At 43.7% G+C, this 16,825-nt stretch carries 16 protein-coding genes; 11 read left to right on the forward strand and 5 right to left on the reverse strand.

Annotated features, from left to right (window positions below):
• Nucleotides 1-186: 186 nt before the first annotated feature.
• From rlmD to ACM1ND_RS04525, 6 genes are all read left to right on the forward strand, one after another.
• Nucleotides 187-1,890, forward strand: coding sequence for a 23S rRNA (uracil(1939)-C(5))-methyltransferase RlmD (gene rlmD, locus ACM1ND_RS04500; RefSeq protein WP_418027100.1), 1,704 nt, complete (start codon nucleotides 187-189; stop codon nucleotides 1,888-1,890).
• A 13-nt stretch (nucleotides 1,891-1,903) separates the two neighbouring features.
• Nucleotides 1,904-2,200 carry an N-6 DNA methylase gene (locus ACM1ND_RS04505; RefSeq protein ID WP_418027101.1) on the forward strand — a complete coding sequence of 99 codons (297 nt, stop codon included), beginning with the start codon at nucleotides 1,904-1,906 and terminating at the stop codon, nucleotides 2,198-2,200.
• A gap of 360 nt (nucleotides 2,201-2,560) precedes the next feature.
• Nucleotides 2,561-3,553, forward strand: a complete 993-nt coding sequence (locus ACM1ND_RS04510; protein ID WP_418027102.1) for a tRNA dihydrouridine synthase — start codon at nucleotides 2,561-2,563, stop codon at nucleotides 3,551-3,553.
• Between the two features lie 63 nt (nucleotides 3,554-3,616).
• Entirely contained in the window at nucleotides 3,617-4,186 is a 570-nt protein-coding gene (locus ACM1ND_RS04515) for a hypothetical protein (RefSeq protein WP_418027103.1), read from the forward strand.
• 291 nt (nucleotides 4,187-4,477) lie between these two features.
• The gene (locus ACM1ND_RS04520) at nucleotides 4,478-5,065 is read left to right on the forward strand and encodes a TetR/AcrR family transcriptional regulator (RefSeq protein ID WP_418027104.1); all 588 of its coding nucleotides are present in this window, start codon (nucleotides 4,478-4,480) and stop codon (nucleotides 5,063-5,065) included.
• Nucleotides 5,066-5,201: 136 nt separating this feature from the next.
• Complete coding sequence (locus tag ACM1ND_RS04525; RefSeq protein WP_418027105.1) at nucleotides 5,202-6,281, forward strand: amidohydrolase family protein; 1,080 nt, start codon at nucleotides 5,202-5,204, stop codon at nucleotides 6,279-6,281.
• Nucleotides 6,282-6,283: 2 nt separating this feature from the next.
• On the opposite strand, the gene ACM1ND_RS04530 is transcribed toward ACM1ND_RS04525, so the two are convergent.
• Nucleotides 6,284-7,240, reverse strand: coding sequence for an AraC family transcriptional regulator (locus ACM1ND_RS04530; RefSeq protein ID WP_331280960.1), 957 nt, complete (start codon nucleotides 7,238-7,240; stop codon nucleotides 6,284-6,286).
• Nucleotides 7,241-7,541: 301 nt separating this feature from the next.
• On the opposite strand from ACM1ND_RS04530, the gene ACM1ND_RS04535 reads away from it, so the two are divergent.
• The 3 genes from ACM1ND_RS04535 (at nucleotide 7,542) to ACM1ND_RS04545 (ending at nucleotide 11,279) form a co-directional block, all read left to right on the forward strand.
• Nucleotides 7,542-8,561 carry a glycoside hydrolase family 88/105 protein gene (locus tag ACM1ND_RS04535; protein WP_076160019.1) on the forward strand — a complete coding sequence of 340 codons (1,020 nt, stop codon included), beginning with the start codon at nucleotides 7,542-7,544 and terminating at the stop codon, nucleotides 8,559-8,561.
• 12 nt (nucleotides 8,562-8,573) lie between these two features.
• Entirely contained in the window at nucleotides 8,574-10,748 is a 2,175-nt protein-coding gene (gene gnpA, locus ACM1ND_RS04540) for a 1,3-beta-galactosyl-N-acetylhexosamine phosphorylase (protein ID WP_418027106.1), read from the forward strand.
• Nucleotides 10,749-10,907: 159 nt separating this feature from the next.
• A complete protein-coding gene (locus tag ACM1ND_RS04545) occupies nucleotides 10,908-11,279 on the forward strand; it encodes a hypothetical protein (protein ID WP_226887842.1) in 372 nt (123 codons plus the stop codon).
• A 131-nt stretch (nucleotides 11,280-11,410) separates the two neighbouring features.
• Here the strand turns inward: ACM1ND_RS04545 and ACM1ND_RS04550 are convergent, their stop codons facing one another.
• Complete coding sequence (locus ACM1ND_RS04550) at nucleotides 11,411-12,346, reverse strand: helix-turn-helix transcriptional regulator (RefSeq protein ID WP_028542016.1); 936 nt, start codon at nucleotides 12,344-12,346, stop codon at nucleotides 11,411-11,413.
• 120 nt (nucleotides 12,347-12,466) lie between these two features.
• Here ACM1ND_RS04550 and ACM1ND_RS04555 point away from each other — a divergent pair, with 120 nt between their 5' ends.
• Both ACM1ND_RS04555 and ACM1ND_RS04560 read left to right on the forward strand, forming a co-directional pair.
• Nucleotides 12,467-12,913: a VOC family protein gene (locus ACM1ND_RS04555; RefSeq protein WP_028542017.1), complete on the forward strand. Its 447-nt coding sequence runs from the start codon at nucleotides 12,467-12,469 to the stop codon at nucleotides 12,911-12,913.
• A 107-nt stretch (nucleotides 12,914-13,020) separates the two neighbouring features.
• Nucleotides 13,021-14,499: a protein adenylyltransferase SelO gene (locus tag ACM1ND_RS04560; RefSeq protein ID WP_076295789.1), complete on the forward strand. Its 1,479-nt coding sequence runs from the start codon at nucleotides 13,021-13,023 to the stop codon at nucleotides 14,497-14,499.
• Between the two features lie 104 nt (nucleotides 14,500-14,603).
• Here ACM1ND_RS04560 and ACM1ND_RS04565 read toward each other — a convergent pair whose 3' ends face one another.
• From ACM1ND_RS04565 to ACM1ND_RS04575, 3 genes are read right to left on the reverse strand one after another with little or no spacing between them, the layout of a single operon-like run.
• Nucleotides 14,604-15,020: a DUF4280 domain-containing protein gene (locus ACM1ND_RS04565; protein ID WP_013308879.1), complete on the reverse strand. Its 417-nt coding sequence runs from the start codon at nucleotides 15,018-15,020 to the stop codon at nucleotides 14,604-14,606.
• Between the two features lie 5 nt (nucleotides 15,021-15,025).
• Nucleotides 15,026-15,556 carry a hypothetical protein gene (locus ACM1ND_RS04570; RefSeq protein ID WP_418027107.1) on the reverse strand — a complete coding sequence of 177 codons (531 nt, stop codon included), beginning with the start codon at nucleotides 15,554-15,556 and terminating at the stop codon, nucleotides 15,026-15,028.
• Nucleotides 15,553-16,815, reverse strand: coding sequence for a pentapeptide repeat-containing protein (locus ACM1ND_RS04575; protein ID WP_075153771.1), 1,263 nt, complete (start codon nucleotides 16,813-16,815; stop codon nucleotides 15,553-15,555). Before ACM1ND_RS04575 ends, ACM1ND_RS04570 begins: the two co-directional genes overlap by 4 nt.
• Nucleotides 16,816-16,825: the final 10 nt, after the last annotated feature.

The raw sequence follows: 16,825 nt of genomic DNA on the forward strand, positions 1-16,825 counted from the left end.
TATATGGAATGAAGAGTAGGTAGTTGTTTTTGTGAACATATTGGTTCTTGCCGTTCTCCGTAGGGAGTAACGGCATTTTCGAGTTGATGTTTGTATGTTTAGATGACCATTCTAATTAGACGTCCGAAGGAAAATACCGCATAAAAAAATATCGCATAAAAAGAAGATCAGAAAGAAGTGACAATCATGACGAATAACCGTAGCGGACGTGGAAAAAGCCGCCGGAATGCAGCGACAGCAACTCCTGTTCAAGGAAATCAGCACAAAAAGACTATGAAGGCGACAAGAGAGAGAGAACCGGAACAGTCTCGAGTTAGAGCTGGAAATGGGCTGCTTCAAGCCGAAATCAAACATAAAAATGGAAATATGAATGAAGTGGCTCAGAAGAAAAGGGAAAATGGACGAAATATTCGTCGTTCTTCCAACGGTGGACGAAGTCAGGAAGCTTCCAATCGTAACCGGTCTAGTGTAGAGCGTAGCGATCTGCCTGTGCAAAAGAACGATGAGGCCGTGATAGACATCATCGGCATGAACCACGATGGCGAGGGCGTAGGACGTGTCGAGGGTTTTACGCTGTTCGTTCCAGGTGCGTTACCGGGTGAAAAGGTTCGAGTAAAGGTGTTAAAAACGAAAAAGCAGTATGGGTATGCCAAGCTGCTGGATATTGCGCAGGCTAGCCCTGACCGGATTGCAGCTCCGTGCGCCATCTACGATCAATGCGGTGGCTGCCAGATCCAGCATATGAGCTACGAAGCGCAGCTCAGCTGGAAACGCCAGCATGTCGTGGACGTGCTGGAGCGTATCGGGAAGCTGAGTGTGGCTGGTGACGACGGCACGTCCGTTGATTTGCCGCACGTACAAGGTGTAGTGGTACATCCTACGCTTGGTATGAGTGAGCCGTGGCGGTATCGCAACAAAGCCCAGGTGCCGATTGGTGTCACCGAGGGCGGGCTTGTCGGCGGTTTCTACGCACGCGGCAGCCATCGAATTGTGGATATGAACACCTGTCTCATTCAGGACGAGCGTAATGACGAAGTTGTCGCACGTGTGAAAGAGATTGGCCGAATGCTGGGCATCAGTGCATATAATGAAGAAACCGGACGCGGGCTGCTGCGCCATGTCGTTGTAAAGACTGCTTTTCGCACGGGTGAAATGATGCTGGTGCTCGTGACGAATGGGCGAGATATTCCGCATGCAGATGCGTGGATCGGCAGTATCCGTGAGCATATCCCACACGTGGCAAGCATATGCCAGAACGTGAATACGAAGCGAACGAACGTTATTTTTGGCGACGAGACTCGTGTACTGTGGGGTCGTGACGTGATCTACGACTACATTGGAAACGTACAGTTTGCGATTTCCGCGCGATCCTTTTATCAGGTGAATCCCGTACAAACAGAAGTGCTGTATAGCAAAACCGTCGAATATGCCGGGCTCACGGGCAAAGAAACGGTAATTGATGCGTATTGCGGCATCGGCACGATTTCTTTGTTCCTCGCTCAGCATGCGGACCAGGTGTATGGGGTCGAGATCGTCAAAGAAGCCATCGACGATGCACGGAGTAATGCGCTGTTGAACGAAATGCGTAATGTGAAATTTGAGGTAGGCGCGTCCGAAGACGTCATTCCTGCATGGAAAGAGCAAGGCATCACCGCCGACGTTATCGTCGTTGATCCGCCCCGCAAGGGCTGCGATCCACGCCTGCTCGACACCATTCTGGAGATGAAGCCAGAGCGCGTGGTGTATGTATCGTGTAATCCAAGCACATTGGCACGGGATTTAAGGATATTGGAGGATGGCGGGTATAGTACTGTGGAAGTGCAGCCCGTAGATATGTTTCCGCATACGGTGCACGTGGAGTGCTGTTCACTATTGGTCAGGAAAGACTAATAGTTGAGGTGTATTGGCGTTTGAAAAAGGTAAAAATCAAAACAAATTTACTGATAAAAACATCAATAAGATTATCGAAACGTACCGAAATCGTGTAGATGTTGATAAATATGCTCACGTGGCACCACTTGAAGAAATCAAAGAAAACGAGTTTAACTTAAATATTCCTCGCTACGTGGATACGTTTGAAGAAGAGCAAGTCATTGACCTTGCCGAAGTGAGTAAGCTTTTAGAGCAAGATAAACAAGAAATCGCTGAACTTGAAGCCAAAATCAATGAACAGCTGAAAATTTTGGGTATTCATGTGTAGAAATTGACGAAAAGGGTCAAGGATATTATTCCTCGGCTCTTTTTTTAAGCCATTCGCTTGGGAACGGCGTAGGCTGGGGGAAGTTATGCCGTGCAGTATTTCTATGAACTGCGGCGCAGTACGTTATAGAAGATGGCAAGGAGGGGCGGCGCTCTTCCTTTTTTTGCGAGTCTTTTGGGGAGTCTGCTCCTCTATTGGGTATGATATACTCATTTAGATGTCTATGCTTAACATATACTGCCGTTTGAACTACGTTGCTTAAACATGTTTTATGTGAAGAAGAAGCAAGGACATGAACAGGTTAGCTTTACCATTTTGGGACCAAAGATTTGTCCTGGTATTTATAGAGGAGTTTTTGATATGACGAATAATTTTTGGTGTGATTTGCCACGACCTTTTTTTATACTGGCACCGATGGAAGATGTGACGGATGTTGTGTTTCGCCATGTCGTAAGTGAAGCAGCCAGACCGGATGTGTTTTTTACGGAGTTTGCGAATACAGAGAGTTATTGTCACCCGGAGGGGAACAAAAGTGTACGCGGGCGTTTGACTTTTACAGAGGATGAACAGCCCATGGTGGCCCATATCTGGGGAGATAAGCCAGAATACTTTCGTGAAATGAGCATCGGTATGGCGAAAGAAGGCTTCAAAGGCATCGATATTAATATGGGTTGTCCTGTAGCGAATGTAGCCGAGAATGGGAAGGGAAGCGGCCTGATCTGCCGTCCCGAAATCGCAGCGGATATTATCCAAGCCGCGAAAGCCGGGGGACTGCCCGTCAGTGTGAAAACAAGGCTCGGTTTCACTACCGTAGACGAATGGCGCGACTGGTTGACCCATATTTTGAAACAAGACATCGTTAATCTCTCTATTCATCTGCGGACCAGAGAGGAAATGAGCAAAGTAGACGCTCACTGGGAACTGATTCCGGAGATTAAGAAACTTCGTGATGAGGTGGCACCAGACACACTGCTGACCATTAACGGAGATATTCCGGACCGTCAGACCGGCTTGAAGCTCGCTGAGCAATATGGAGTGGATGGCATTATGATTGGGCGTGGTATTTTCCAGAATCCATTTGCGTTTGAGAAGGAGCCGAAGGAACACAGCAGTGAGGAATTGCTTGAACTGCTGCGGCTTCATCTAGATCTCCATGATCATTATTCAGCGCAGGAGCCACGTTCGTTCAGCCCTCTCGCTCGCTTCTTCAAAATATATGTCCGTGGATTCCGAGGGGCAAGTGAACTCAGAAACAGCTTAATGAACGCCAAATCAACAAGTGAAGTGCGTACATTGCTTGATGAGTTTGGAAGCAAGGATCATGATGAGGTAGATTATGAGTTTTGCAATTGAGTTAGAAGGAAGAAAAGGAGTTTTCACGGGCTGCTAGTAGGCATTGAAAACATAGGAGGGTATATGTCCTGGAGTAAATTGAAGCAACAACTGGAGAGTTTCCTCTGTCCTGCGTTATATGGAAGGGTCGAATACCGGGCAACCAGTTACCGTTATTTAATTGATAAACCTGGAATTTGTTATATTGCCGTAGATAAGAAGAACATACTCAATATGAATGATATCACTAGTCCAATCAAATGGTATCAGACGGAGTTGGAAATCAAGAATGATCCAGATATCCAAGTTCCTATCAGCAATGAAGAAATTGAAATGGTCAGAAAAGATACTAATGGGAACGTTCCGGAGGATCGTCTACAAGTAATTGCAAGAGGTAGAAAAATATCAGAACATGCAAAGGATCTTTTGTCAGCACAGGCCTCATTAAGCAAGTCTAATTTTAATGTTGTAGCTAATAAATTTTTAACTACTTCTATAGAGGAAAGCTTAGAGAGTAATGATATCTTATTGAATATTCTAGCTTTAGTGGACAGACGAGTAGGAAAAAAGCGAATTTTAAACATGACCGAGAAGATGAAGTTAAAGCACCCCATTGTGCAGTATTTTTATGAACTACGGCGTAGTACGTTATGAAAATAAATAACTTTCATTGATGGGGGCACATCGTGTCAGGGTTTGTGACAAACTTGTGCTGAAAACATGAATGAAGATTTGAAAGAAACCGGGGAATAGGTTGAATGGAAAACGGGACAAGCCCGCTTTCATCATGTCTTTTCCCTGTTTTTATATCGTCTATATTTTGAAAATAATAATGTCGTTGTTTTGCTCGGGTTTGACAAACTAAAACCACCGAACTACACTAAAAATGAATGGTTTATTCATTATTAATTGAGGGTGTTTATTATACAGGCGAAAAAAGATGAAGTGAAAAAAGAAATTGAATCAGCCGCTTTAAAGGTATTTTTTCGAAAAGGGTTTGTAGATGCCAAAATGAGCGATATTGCGGATGAAATCCAAATTTCTGTCGGAAATATTTATACTTATTTTAAAAATAAAAAGGAGTTATTTTATTCGGTTGTTCCGCCGTCTTTAGTGGATTATTTGAAGAATGTGTTAGTGGAAAGCATTCATATCGATAACCAAACTTTTTTTGAAGAAACCAATAACGAAAAAAAATCTGCCATTGTTCAGGAACAAATCAACCTATTAACTCAATATAGCATGCAGATCGTCATTATTTTCGAAAAAAATAAAGGGACGATTTACAGCGATGCAAAAAAAGAACTGATCGATCTGATGATCGAAACCAAGAAGCCTTATTTGAAAAAAAATTATAAAAGATATGAAATCGGAACTGATGAGAATATGATTTTGCTGAACATCATCGCCAATAATGTCATCCATATGACTTTGGATTTATTGAAGAGGGATATGAGCGCCGATAGCCGGAAACGGATTTTTGAGGCACTTAGCCTATACAGGCTGCATGGACTAAAAGGCTTGAATGAATAATGTCGACAAGTAGGAGGATATTTTCGGGACGGTCCATCATTTTTCTGGCATTAAGGCTGTCCCTATATTTTTTTATTCCAAAAATGAATTTATAATTCATTATTAAACAGCATGAGCGCAGCAGGAGGGAGAAACGATGGGAACAGGTTATGCACTTAAGAACTGTAATGTGATTTATGGAGACGCGAAAAAAGACGTTGAAAAAATGATGACGATTTTAATTCACGAAGACGGGCTGATTCAGGAGATTGGAAAGGCAAGCGATTTGGCTATCCCTAGTCATTATCAAACGATTGATGTAGCGGGGAAATATGTGATGCCTGGCCTCATTAATGCGCACGTCCATCTTTTTGCAGATGGAAAGCCATTTACGCTGTCTGCAAGCGAAGGGCTGCTGAATTTTGCATTCCATCATATTTTGGATACGAAGCTGGGCCGAAGTGTGTTAAAAAAACGGGTCAAGAAAAATGCTCTGACGGCACTGCATTCCGGTGTAACCACGATGCGCAGCGTCGGTGAATTTTTTTATACTGATGTACAGCTCCGAGATGAAATTAATGCAAACCGGTTTGTTGGCCCCAATCTTTTGGTGTCCGGGTATTTCCTGAGCGTAACGGGCGGTCATGGGGCACCCTACTTGGCTTTGATCGGCGATTCGCCATGGGAAGCGAGAAAAAATGTAAGAATCAATGTGAAAAACGGAGTAGATCTAATCAAAATATGCGTGACCGGCGGGGTTACCGATGCCAACATGGTCGGTGAAGCAGGCCGCTTGCAAATGACGGAGGAAGAGGTTGCCGCCATCTGCGAGGAAGCCCATAAAATCGGTATGCGTGTAGCGGCCCATGTGGAAAGTACCGAAGGCGTAAGAATTGCGCTAAAGGGCGGGGTGGATACCATTGAACACGGTGCGGAGATGGATGAGGAGATCATAAGTCTGTACAAAAACAATCCTAGGGCATTAAAGGGCTATACCGCCTTGATTCCTACGATGCAGGCTGCGTATCCCACAGCAAAATTGGACACGGGCCTAACGAAGGTGAATGAGACTGTTAAGGAAAATTCCCGGCTTGTGTACGACTCGATGTTGAAGGGACTGCGACAGGCTGTGGAACATCATATCAAAATTGGGGTTGGAACGGATGCCGCAATGTCTTACGTCACCCACTATGATATTTGGCGGGAAGTGGACGAGCTGCTTGATTCCGTTTGGTAAAATCAAACCCACCCCGTAAACTCCAGTATAGACGCTTTCGCGGATTGGGCTTCGGATTGCGCCCCTTTACGCCATTCTTTTGGCGGCTTTCCCATAAGCCTGGAGAAGCAACGGTTGAAGCTGGAAATGGAGTGAAAACCGACTTGTTCGGAGATCGAAAGAATAGAATCTTCCGTGCTTTTTAACTGCTTGCAAGCCTCTTCGATTCGGGTGCTGTTTAGGAAATCGAGAGGCGACGTCCCCATAATTTCATGGAATTTTCTTCGAAAATGAGTTGTACTTAAATGGCACAGGTCGGCCAAAAAATCCATGGTAATGGGGTTCATATAGTTTTTCGTGATGTACTCCAGAACCGGAGAAATGACAAAATCGCTTTTCAGACTATGCTCTGTTTCTTGATCTGCCAACAGTTCATTCCTGGAATGAATTCTAAGGAGTTCTATGTAAAGGGATAGCAATAAGCCGTAGGCACTTTCCTGATAGTAAGGATTCTGCTGTTTTAATTCCTCTACGATTGAAGTCGCAAGTGTATAAACCTTGGGATGTTGCTCCTTATCCAATATACAGTTCATACCCTTAACCACCCACAAATTCGGCTCGAAGTTGCTGTAAGCACTTTTAAATGAATGTTGAAAGAGATCCTCTGGCGAAAAAAAGATATAAGACCAAAGACTGGCTGTATTTGGCGAACTATACGTGGTATGAGGAAGATACCTGGGGATGAAGGTCACATCGCCCGCTTTGAAGGGTACAGAATCTCCTTTGATCTCCATGATGCCGCTATCTGAATAGCATATACCAATCTCTAAATGGTTATGGAAATGGAGATGCTCACTTTTAATATCTGAAATCTTCCAACGCTCACCGCTTAATAGCAAGACAGGGAAATTTATAGGCAAGCTGTAGTGCCGATATTCTATAACGGGCTTCTTTTTTCTGGGCATATTCAATACCCCCATGACTTTGATTTTAACCAGCAGATATACATCAGGATTTTGCAAAATTCGATTCCAATCGCTCCAAGGTGCAATATATAGACGAACTAGACCATTTCGATCTATATACTGTTTATTGGAAGTCGCTTATTGGATTTTTGCAAAATCATCACATAAATGATTGGAATTGCACAGTTTTGTTGCGAATATGCTTAGATAGAGACTATTTTACTGCGTACAATGGAATAAGTAAAGCGTTTTCAAAACGGTGACGAACAGCTCTCAAGCGCCTTTGGGGGCGTGTGCGAAAGAGAGGAGAACATAGATGCTTCAATTAACTTATGACAAGGAAGAGATGTTAATAGTTATCGACAAAGTCGTCAGAAAAACAATGGCGATGGATTTGACGTGGGACTGGCCTTGCGGTGTGGCTTATTATGGGGTATCCAGAGCCTATACAAAAACTGGAAATAAAGAGTATTTGAATATGCTTGTGCAATGGGCAGATGAATATATCGAGCTGGGGCTGCCGCATTGGACGGTAAACACATGTGCTATGGGTCATATGCTGATCACATTGTATGAAGAAACAGGGGACCAGAAATATTGGGATATTGTGATGAGCAAGGTGGATTATATTCGGAACCATGCTCTCAGGTTCGGAGACAATGTTCTGCAGCATACGGTATCCGTTGCTAATGATTTTCCAGAACAGGCATGGGCGGACACATTGTTTATGGCGGCATTTTTTCTGCTCCGTGTAGGAACCAAATTAAAGGATGAGGAAATGATCCAGGACGCCTTAAACCAATATTACTGGCATATCAAATACCTGCAAGACCCTAGTAGCGGTTTCTGGTACCATGGCTACAATAATGTCAAGCAGGATCACATGTCCGGATTTTTCTGGGGGAGAGCGAATGCTTGGGGAGCCTATACCATGTCGCAAGTTAAAATTCATTTGAAGGACTGGTATTTATATCCGCAGTGCATGGACGTGGAGTGTTCGCTTCGGGATCAACTGGCGGCACTAAAGGGTGTTCAAACGGAGAACGGCCTATGGCGGACGGTACTGGATGACGAGGAGTCCTACGAGGAGGTGTCTGCATCTTGCGGAATCGCGGCAGCCATGATCAATAACGGCAATCCGCTGCATACCAAATACGTGCAAAAGGCATTGGACGGCATCTTGAACCATATTAGCGAGGACGGACGGGTACTAGGTGTGTCGGGCGGCACAGCGGTTATGAAAGATCGGGATGGGTATCGCAATATTCCAAAAGACTGGATTCAGGGCTGGGGACAAGGCTTGGCGTTGGCTTTTCTATCCGATATGTTGAATTAGGAGGGATCGAAGTTGTCTAAACAAACAACGGGGGCCTTTACACTACCGGGAGAATCTGGTTATGAGGCGCTGACCCTAAAATTAGCTGAACGGTGGGGTGCCGATGTCATTCGTGATAGTGACGGCACGCAATTGTCCGACGAGATTATTAACGCTGGGTACGGCATATATTCGACAATCTGTATCATCAGAGATCATAACGAGTGGGCGTCCCACAATCTTGACAAGCTGCAGCAGTGTTTTTTAATTACAAATCCGAAGGTAGCTGTACAAGATTATGTATCCATCTATCTGATGGAGGATTTTTTTGCTGAACAATTCAAAGTTAATGATTCCAAAGAGGCGTTTAACTATTGGCAGGTTTTTGACAGAACGACCGGGGAGGAAGTTCCAAGAGAACAGTGGAATTATGAAAGGGAATCCGGAAATGTAGTCATTACCGGAATTGTTCCTTGGCATAAATACACCGTAAGCTTCATGGCCTACCGGATCTGGGAAGAGATTTCCATGTACAATCACACAACGAATCATTGGGACAAAGAGCATTTGATGCAGATTGATCCCGTCTATGCAGAAACGCAAAAGTATCTGCTGGATTGGATGGAAGATTGGTGTCTCCATCATAAGGAAACCACGGTTGTTCGGTTTACCTCCTTATTTTATAATTTCGCCTGGATCTGGGGCAGTAATGAGCGCAATCGCCATCTGTTCTCTGACTGGGGTTCATACGATTTTACGGTAAGTTCAAGAGCGCTTGATCTGTTTGCCAAGAAATACGGGTATTCGATGACTGCCGAGGATTTTGTGAATGGTGGGAAATACCGCGTCAGTCATATCCCGGCTGAGCAGCGCAAGCTGGATTGGATGGCATTTATCAATGATTTTGTAATCGAATTTGGCAAGAAATTAATTGACATTGTGCATAGGCACGACAAGCTGGCCTATGTTTTCTATGATGACAGTTGGGTTGGTATGGAGCCTTACAATGACCGTTTTCAAGAGTTTGGATTTGACGGGTTGATTAAATGTGTGTTCTCAGGTTACGAGGCGAGACTTTGCTCAGGTGTAAAAGTGAATACGCATGAGATTCGGCTGCATCCATACTTATTTCCGGTTGGTTTAGGCGGACTTCCTACCTTTATGGAAGGGGGGAACCCCACGCTGGATGCCAAAAAGTATTGGATTAATATTCGGCGCGCCTTGCTGCGGGAGCCTATTGACCGGATTGGACTGGGCGGATATTTGCATCTTGTAGAGCCTTACCCGGATTTTTGCGATTACATCGAAAAGATTGCCAATGAGTTCAGAGAAATTAAGGAACTGCACCATGAAGGCAAGCCCTATCACATGAAGACGAAGGTAGCTATTCTGCATAGTTGGGGAAAATTGAGATCGTGGACATTGTCCGGACATTTCCATGAAACGTATATGCATGATTTGATTCATGTCAATGAGGCTTTATCCGGATTGCCGATTGAAGTGCAATTCATTGATTTTGAAGATATCCGTCAGGGAATTCTACAGGATTGTGATGTAGTGATCAATGCCGGCTCTGCTGGTTCAGCATGGAGTGGTGGGGAGTACTGGAATGACAACAAGTGTGTGGACTTACTGACGAAATGGGTTTATGAGGGTGGTACCTTTATTGGCATCAACCAGCCTTCTGCGGTTGAAGGTCACGACAGCTTTTTCAGAATGGCACATGTTCTTGGACTGGATGAGGATACAGGCTCCAGAGTAGGTCATGGAAGATGGACTTATGAGGTTAGGGATGAGCATGGATTGGTGCCTGAAGGAGCCAGTATAACGCCAAAGAATAGCATTTATCTTACTGATGGGTCAGCTGCGGTAGTGGAAGAAACGAGTGGTATGATAACACTGTCTACTCATGCCTTTGGTAAAGGAAAGGGGATATACCTTCCTTCTTTCGAATTCAGCTGGGAAAACACAAGGTTGCTGCTGAATTTGATTCGCTTTGCAGGCAATGAGTTACATGAAACGAAGTACATTACGGATAACCTATATACAGAGTGTGCTTATTATCCAGAAAGTAAAATGTTGGTTGTTATTAACAATAGCGATCAAGTTCAAAGAACGACGATTGAAACGGAATATGGCAAACAAACCATGGAATTAGAACCGTATGACACCATGATCACCCATATCGGCTTAACAAAATCGGTATAGGAACGGAAAATAATGAGAAGTAGCGGTATCAAGCCCTCCTTTATTTAAGGAAGGGCTTTTTGTTTCAGCACCTCCAGAAAATCAAGCCAATTTACCGGGGATTTTGTCCATTCAAAAGTATCTACTCCATCATTAACTATAAGTAAAACAATTAAGGAGATGATTTCTTTGAGAAAGGCAACCTTAATGAAAATTAAAAAAACAGAAGCAAAGTTGGGAAAAAAACTGAAAAAAAATAGTCACGTGATTATGAATCTTAAAAAAGCCATTCGTGTAACTCAACTTGGAGATGGGTTCGCACGATTCACTTTCGCACCGATCACTATTTCTCCTAATAGCTTTAGAAGCACTACGATTAACGGTAACGCCTACAATCTGATTAGCGGTGCATGGACTTTCTCTGGAAATGAACAAGGGTTTCTTCTCAATAATTATTCCGCGGCCGAAGACAGATGGGTATTTACTGCATGGAATCCAACTGGATTCACAAGAACGGTATCCTATGCTGTTATCGCCAAACGGAAGCCATGATTCAAATGTCATAGCTAGTAAAGAAAAGGAGCTTGCAGGTTCCTTTTCTTTACTAAAATGTAAATGAATAGACCAAAGATCTCCTAAAGGGTGTGAAGTTTTCTGGATTCTGCCTTAAAAGCCTTTTTACCTTATAATTTTTGATAGTGGTTTAAGAGGTGCTCAACTCTATCTTTAATAATCTGTTTTAAAGATTCAGGCTTCACTGATCGTACATAATGACCATATCTCATAAAATAATGAGCGATAAATTCTTCTTCTCCTGGATTATAGAATCCCTTAATGACTGTCTTATCACCATTTTCTATTTTCATAGAAGGATAATGTTCTTTATAAAAAATATCCTTGGCTTGTTCTACAATCTCTACTTCAAAGTCAATGCTCTTCTCAGTTTGATACATTTCTAATGAACGACTAAGAAGTTCATCTATAGAAAAGCGAGAATTGTTCTCCTCTTCTATAAGGGTTATTCGATCACATCTGAAAACTCTATATTTATTCGTATGTAACTCTATTCCAGTAGCATACCATTGACCAAACTTAGCGGAAATTTTGAAAAATTGAATATAGTAACTTTTTTTCTGATTATTTTTTACATATTTAACTTTACAGGTACTCTCATTAAGAATGCTTGTTAGAATTTTATCTAAATAACGACTAACATGATTATGCTGATATGTTTCAAATTGTAAAACCTTTTTCATTTTATGAATCTGGTTTATTTGTATTTTAGAAAGACAGTGTTCAAACTTTTCATTCAGTTGATTAACACTTAAATGAAAGGGGGTGGATTGATAAGCTTCTAACGTCAACATTGCAAAGTACAGAGCATACACTTCATCCATCGTAAAAATAATGGGGGATAACAATCTATTTTTTAGGATACCATATCGTCCATGTCTGCCATGTTCCGAAAAAATAGGCATACCTAATTGTTCCAATGAACTAATATCACGTAGAGCTGTACTTTTTGAGATATGGTATTTATCCATTAGGTCATTTAAATTAAAAAACTCTCGACTGTTTAAGTATCTGATCATGTCATTTAATCTTTCCGATTTCTTCATCTAAATCTCCTTATAAAGGTGTCATGTTTTGATACCTTTTTATATGATAATAAGTTCAAGGGAATATATCAAATTCATAAGATATCTGACTAAAAGCACATATAAAAGGAGATTGATACCATGAGTACAACATTAGAAGTAGCTATTTTCTTATCCATGAACGGAAAGGCAAAAGAAGCTATACATTTTTACAAAAAACACTTCAGCGCAGAGGAATTGTTTCTGGTTACCTATCAAGACATGGCCCAACGTGACAGCTCCATACAGCTTACGGATGAAAATAAAAATTATATTTCTCATTCAGTCTTATCCATCGGAAAAACAAAAGTAATGATAGCAGAAGATACAATGAATCCCAGTGAAGAATATACAGTAGGGAATAATACTTCATTATGTATTCAAAGTGCTGACCTAGAAGAAATTAAACGTTTTTATGATAGCTTAATTACAGATGATCGAGTGAAAATTATTGTGCCTTTATCTAATAATGTGTTTAGCCAAGCCTACGGTATTATTGAAGACCCATTCGGTATTCAAATACAATTAATGTTTGATAATCGATTATAATAAAAAAGCATATTGTATGTTCCATGTTTCATAATTGGATAATAAATGGGCAGAAGTAAAAACTAAAATGGGAAAACCTAAGATACCGCAGCAGAAAAGGAGACACTATGACGGAGAAAAAAGAAATAGCAGATAAAATAGGGTGGAACTTCGACAACAGTTACTCTCGTTTGCCGGAATCATTGTTTACAAAGCTCAACCTAACTCCTGTCCGCTCACCAAAGCTGATCATTCTTAATCATCCGTTGGCAGCATCACTGGGGTTGAACGGCACGGCGCTGCAAGGGAATGATGGCGTAGCGGAGCTGGCCGGTAACCAGGTTCCTGAAGGGGCTATGCCTCTTGCTCAAGCTTACGCAGGGCATCAATTCGGGCATTTTAACATGTTAGGAGACGGACGTGCTCTGCTGCTTGGCGAACAGATCAATCCCTTGGGTGAACGGGTTGATATTCAGCTCAAGGGCTCAGGCAGAACGCCATACTCCCGTGGTGGTGACGGTCGTGCGGCACTTGGGCCGATGCTTCGCGAATACATCATCAGTGAGGCGATGCATGCGCTAGGTATTGCTACCACCCGCAGCTTGGCGGTGGTATCCACGGGTGAGTCGATCATCCGGGAAACCGAGCAGCCCGGAGCCATTCTGACCCGTGTGGCTGGCAGTCATCTTCGCGTCGGCACCTTTCAATACGTCTCAGCATGGGGCACGTCCCAAGATCTCCGTGCTCTGGCTGATTATACATTGGAAAGACACTACCCGGAAGTTGCCAATGACGAAAACCGTTACCTTTCACTTCTTCAGGAAGTGATTAAGCGTCAGGCCGAGCTGATTGCCAAATGGCAGCTAGTTGGTTTTATTCATGGGGTGATGAACACCGACAATATGACCCTTAGCGGAGAAACCATTGATTATGGACCTTGCGCCTTCATGGATACCTATGATCCTGAGACGGTGTTCAGTTCCATCGACAGGCAGGGACGCTATGCTTATGCCAATCAGCCGCATATTGCTGCGTGGAATCTCGCGAGATTTGCTGAGACGCTCTTGCCACTGCTGCATGACAACAGGGAGCAGGCTGTCACACTGGCTGAGGATGCAATTTCAGATTTTGTAAAAATGTTTCACCATCATTGGCTTGCAGGAATGCGGGCGAAGCTAGGGATCTTTAACGAAGAGCAGGAGGATGAATCTCTTATTGAGGAGCTTCTGAGTATCATGCAGAAGCATCGTGCCGACTACACCAATACCTTCCGTGCCCTAACTTTGAACAAGCTGGAGGATACGGTTCTGTTCAGCACTGCGGAATTCACCCAGTGGCACGAGCAGTGGCAGGCGAGGCTGGGCAGACAGCAGGAATCACAAGCCTCCTCGTATCAGCTGATGCGCAGCAGCAATCCTGCAATCATTCCACGCAACCACCGGGTAGAAGAAGCACTGGAAGCTGCGGTGGAACGAGAAGACTACCGTGTGATGGAGCGGCTTCTTGAAGTTCTTTCGAACCCTTATGCCTACTCTACCGAACAGGAAATTTACTCTACATTGCCTGAGGAATCCACCTGTCCTTACCGAACCTTTTGCGGTACCTGATGTGGAGCGAACTATTTGAAGATAACCTATATTATGCGTTGGTGGAGAAGATAGCCAATCTCTCACCAACGCATTTTGTTTTTATAGTGGTAGGTTGCGACTGATTAATCCAGTTCCTGACCGTCATTTTCGATCTGTATGTGTCCGCAATAAAGACATTGATGCGTACAGTTCTGCGTAAGAGCAGGCTGGCCTTCGATGCGCATGTCGCTTTTTCCGTTCAGCCAAGGCATCGTAAGGACAGGAATACACGGTGCCTTTTTCACCCCATAAATATCGACCATCTCACTGGCTTGCACAGCCGGATTCAGCGGACTGGAGCAATTCCCAAAAGATTTTATGTTCACTCCGGGCACATAATCTCCAATATTCATCTGAGCTTTATTTTTGACATACACCCCATGGCTAAAAGGGCGCTTCAAACGCGTGGGCTGTGTACCGTAACTACAGCTTAAAATCGCACCTGCCACGACATAGCTTTTTTTCGCACCTGTTCCAGGCTGCACACTTGCTTCTTCCATACGGATTATTCCTCCTTTGTGGCCATCTCTACTTTTTGCACACGAACACCTGTAAATGGACGACGCAGCAGACTTTCCGCTACCGCGAGATTGATATAGATATGTGCTTCCAACAAGCCGGCAATCCGAAATATAGAGGATTCGATTTTCCCGTGTTTAAGTACCAATTGCTTCAAGGTGTGGTCGGGATACCACTCGGTTTGTGAGGAAAGACAATCCACCACAGGTGGACGCAGTACCCAGTACACATCCTGCCTGGCTTTCTGAAAATCGGTAAGTATAGCGGCCTTCCATTCCAGCTCAGGCATATATTTTTCCAACAGGGCTTTCATAGAGTCTGAAACCAGCGGCAAAGGGAACTCCAGAAAATCCGGATATACGGTTCGTGAATCTGTATGTACAGCTAAAAACAGGGGAGTATCATCCGCCTGAAGGGTATGACCCGAAAGGATATCTTCCACCTGCAAGGGAGACAGGGGCGCAGTCTCCACCCGATGCTTTACGCGCTCGTCCACCATGAGTCGGTAATACCTCATGACATCCACTCCCCTTTACTCACTGCATCTGTTATCTGTGTAGCCAGGGGCGCTTCTATAGCAGCAAGGCCAATGGCTTCACTTAGTTGGTCATCTGTAAAGCTTACCCGGTGTAGTTTTGCTCCTGTAAAATTAGCGTTTACTAAACATGCACCTATAAACGAAGCGTCAGTAACATCGGCTCCTACAAAGCAGGCACCTGTTAGATCCGCGCTGTTAAATAAAGCTCTTTGCAGCGCGGCATCTTGGAAAGTAGCTCCTTGAAGCTGTGCATGTTGAAAACTAGCTCCCTGTAAATTAGCTCTTGTAAAATTCACTCCATCCAATCCTAACGGTTCCCAATCCAGCCAAGCATCCGATCCATATTCGCTATTGCTTATCACTTCGTCCAGTACAGCCTCTTGCAGGGAACAGCCACTGAAATCGGCTCCATGAAGCAGGCTGTGCGAAAGGTCGGTTCCATCTAGCTGAGCTTCTTGCCATACCGTGCCTACGAGGATACAGTGATGCAATTGACTTTGTTGCATCCCGATCTGGCGAAAGACTGTATAGCGAAAATCCAAGGAACTGTAATTTCCATCCGACAGTTGAACTTGAGACAGTGCTTGGTAGCTGTAGGCCGATTCTTCTTTTTCCTCCAGCCAAGACTTTATTATGTTTGCATCCACGGGTCTTCGATCTTCCCGATACACGGAGACACTATGATCCATATACTCTCCGACGCGAATCTCAAAAGCTTCTTCACGATCCAACGCCTCAAACTCTGGTAGGTGGACTGCTTGCTTCATAGCCTGACGAACTAGACTAACGATCATCGTATGAAGATATCCCGCTGCTTCCAACATGATCTGTTCCAATTCAAGTTCGGAAAGGGAGACTTGTTGCTTCAAAGTTTCAGCCCCAAGTTGTTCACGTAATTGAGTCCAATAGAGAAAAATCCAACTTGCATCGTACTCCAACTGAACGGGCTCAGCATCAAGCATCCATAAGGCATCCGTAGCTTCAACAAGATAAACGGGCTTCTGTTCAAGCCATGTGGTGCGCAGCATAGAGTAGGTGATGTAACCGATATGACCTTTACGGCCTGTAAATTGTTTTTGCCGAACCAGCTCACAAAAGGCGCGAAAATGTTCTACTATATGCTGTAATCTTTGTGTTTGTGTTGATTTACATGTCAACGCCCATTCTTTGCGAATGAAAGACCAAGCCTGATGAAGAGCCGTTTGTTGTTGATCTAACACATCTGTTTGCTTTTCCATTTCTAATCAT

It is taken from the genome of Paenibacillus sp. JJ1722, assembly GCF_048282685.1.
In the GTDB taxonomy this organism is placed as follows: domain Bacteria; phylum Bacillota; class Bacilli; order Paenibacillales; family Paenibacillaceae; genus Paenibacillus; species Paenibacillus polymyxa_B.

Excerpts from the sequence above, each read along its gene's own strand:
- ACM1ND_RS04510 (WP_418027102.1), top strand. The coding sequence starts at position 2,561 with ATGACGAATAATTTTTGGTGTGATTTGCCACGACCTTTTTTTATACTG.
- ACM1ND_RS04515 (WP_418027103.1), top strand. The coding sequence starts at position 3,617 with ATGTCCTGGAGTAAATTGAAGCAACAACTGGAGAGTTTCCTCTGTCCT.
- ACM1ND_RS04555 (WP_028542017.1), top strand. The coding sequence starts at position 12,467 with ATGAGTACAACATTAGAAGTAGCTATTTTCTTATCCATGAACGGAAAG.
- ACM1ND_RS04575 (WP_075153771.1), bottom strand. The coding sequence starts at position 16,815 with ATGGAAAAGCAAACAGATGTGTTAGATCAACAACAAACGGCTCTTCAT.
- ACM1ND_RS04570 (WP_418027107.1), bottom strand. The coding sequence starts at position 15,556 with ATGAGGTATTACCGACTCATGGTGGACGAGCGCGTAAAGCATCGGGTG.
- rlmD (WP_418027100.1), top strand. The coding sequence starts at position 187 with ATGACGAATAACCGTAGCGGACGTGGAAAAAGCCGCCGGAATGCAGCG.
- ACM1ND_RS04550 (WP_028542016.1), bottom strand. The coding sequence starts at position 12,346 with ATGAAGAAATCGGAAAGATTAAATGACATGATCAGATACTTAAACAGT.
- ACM1ND_RS04525 (WP_418027105.1), top strand. The coding sequence starts at position 5,202 with ATGGGAACAGGTTATGCACTTAAGAACTGTAATGTGATTTATGGAGAC.
- ACM1ND_RS04565 (WP_013308879.1), bottom strand. The coding sequence starts at position 15,020 with ATGGAAGAAGCAAGTGTGCAGCCTGGAACAGGTGCGAAAAAAAGCTAT.
- ACM1ND_RS04530 (WP_331280960.1), bottom strand. The coding sequence starts at position 7,240 with ATGGGGGTATTGAATATGCCCAGAAAAAAGAAGCCCGTTATAGAATAT.
- ACM1ND_RS04560 (WP_076295789.1), top strand. The coding sequence starts at position 13,021 with ATGACGGAGAAAAAAGAAATAGCAGATAAAATAGGGTGGAACTTCGAC.
- ACM1ND_RS04545 (WP_226887842.1), top strand. The coding sequence starts at position 10,908 with ATGATTTCTTTGAGAAAGGCAACCTTAATGAAAATTAAAAAAACAGAA.
- ACM1ND_RS04535 (WP_076160019.1), top strand. The coding sequence starts at position 7,542 with ATGCTTCAATTAACTTATGACAAGGAAGAGATGTTAATAGTTATCGAC.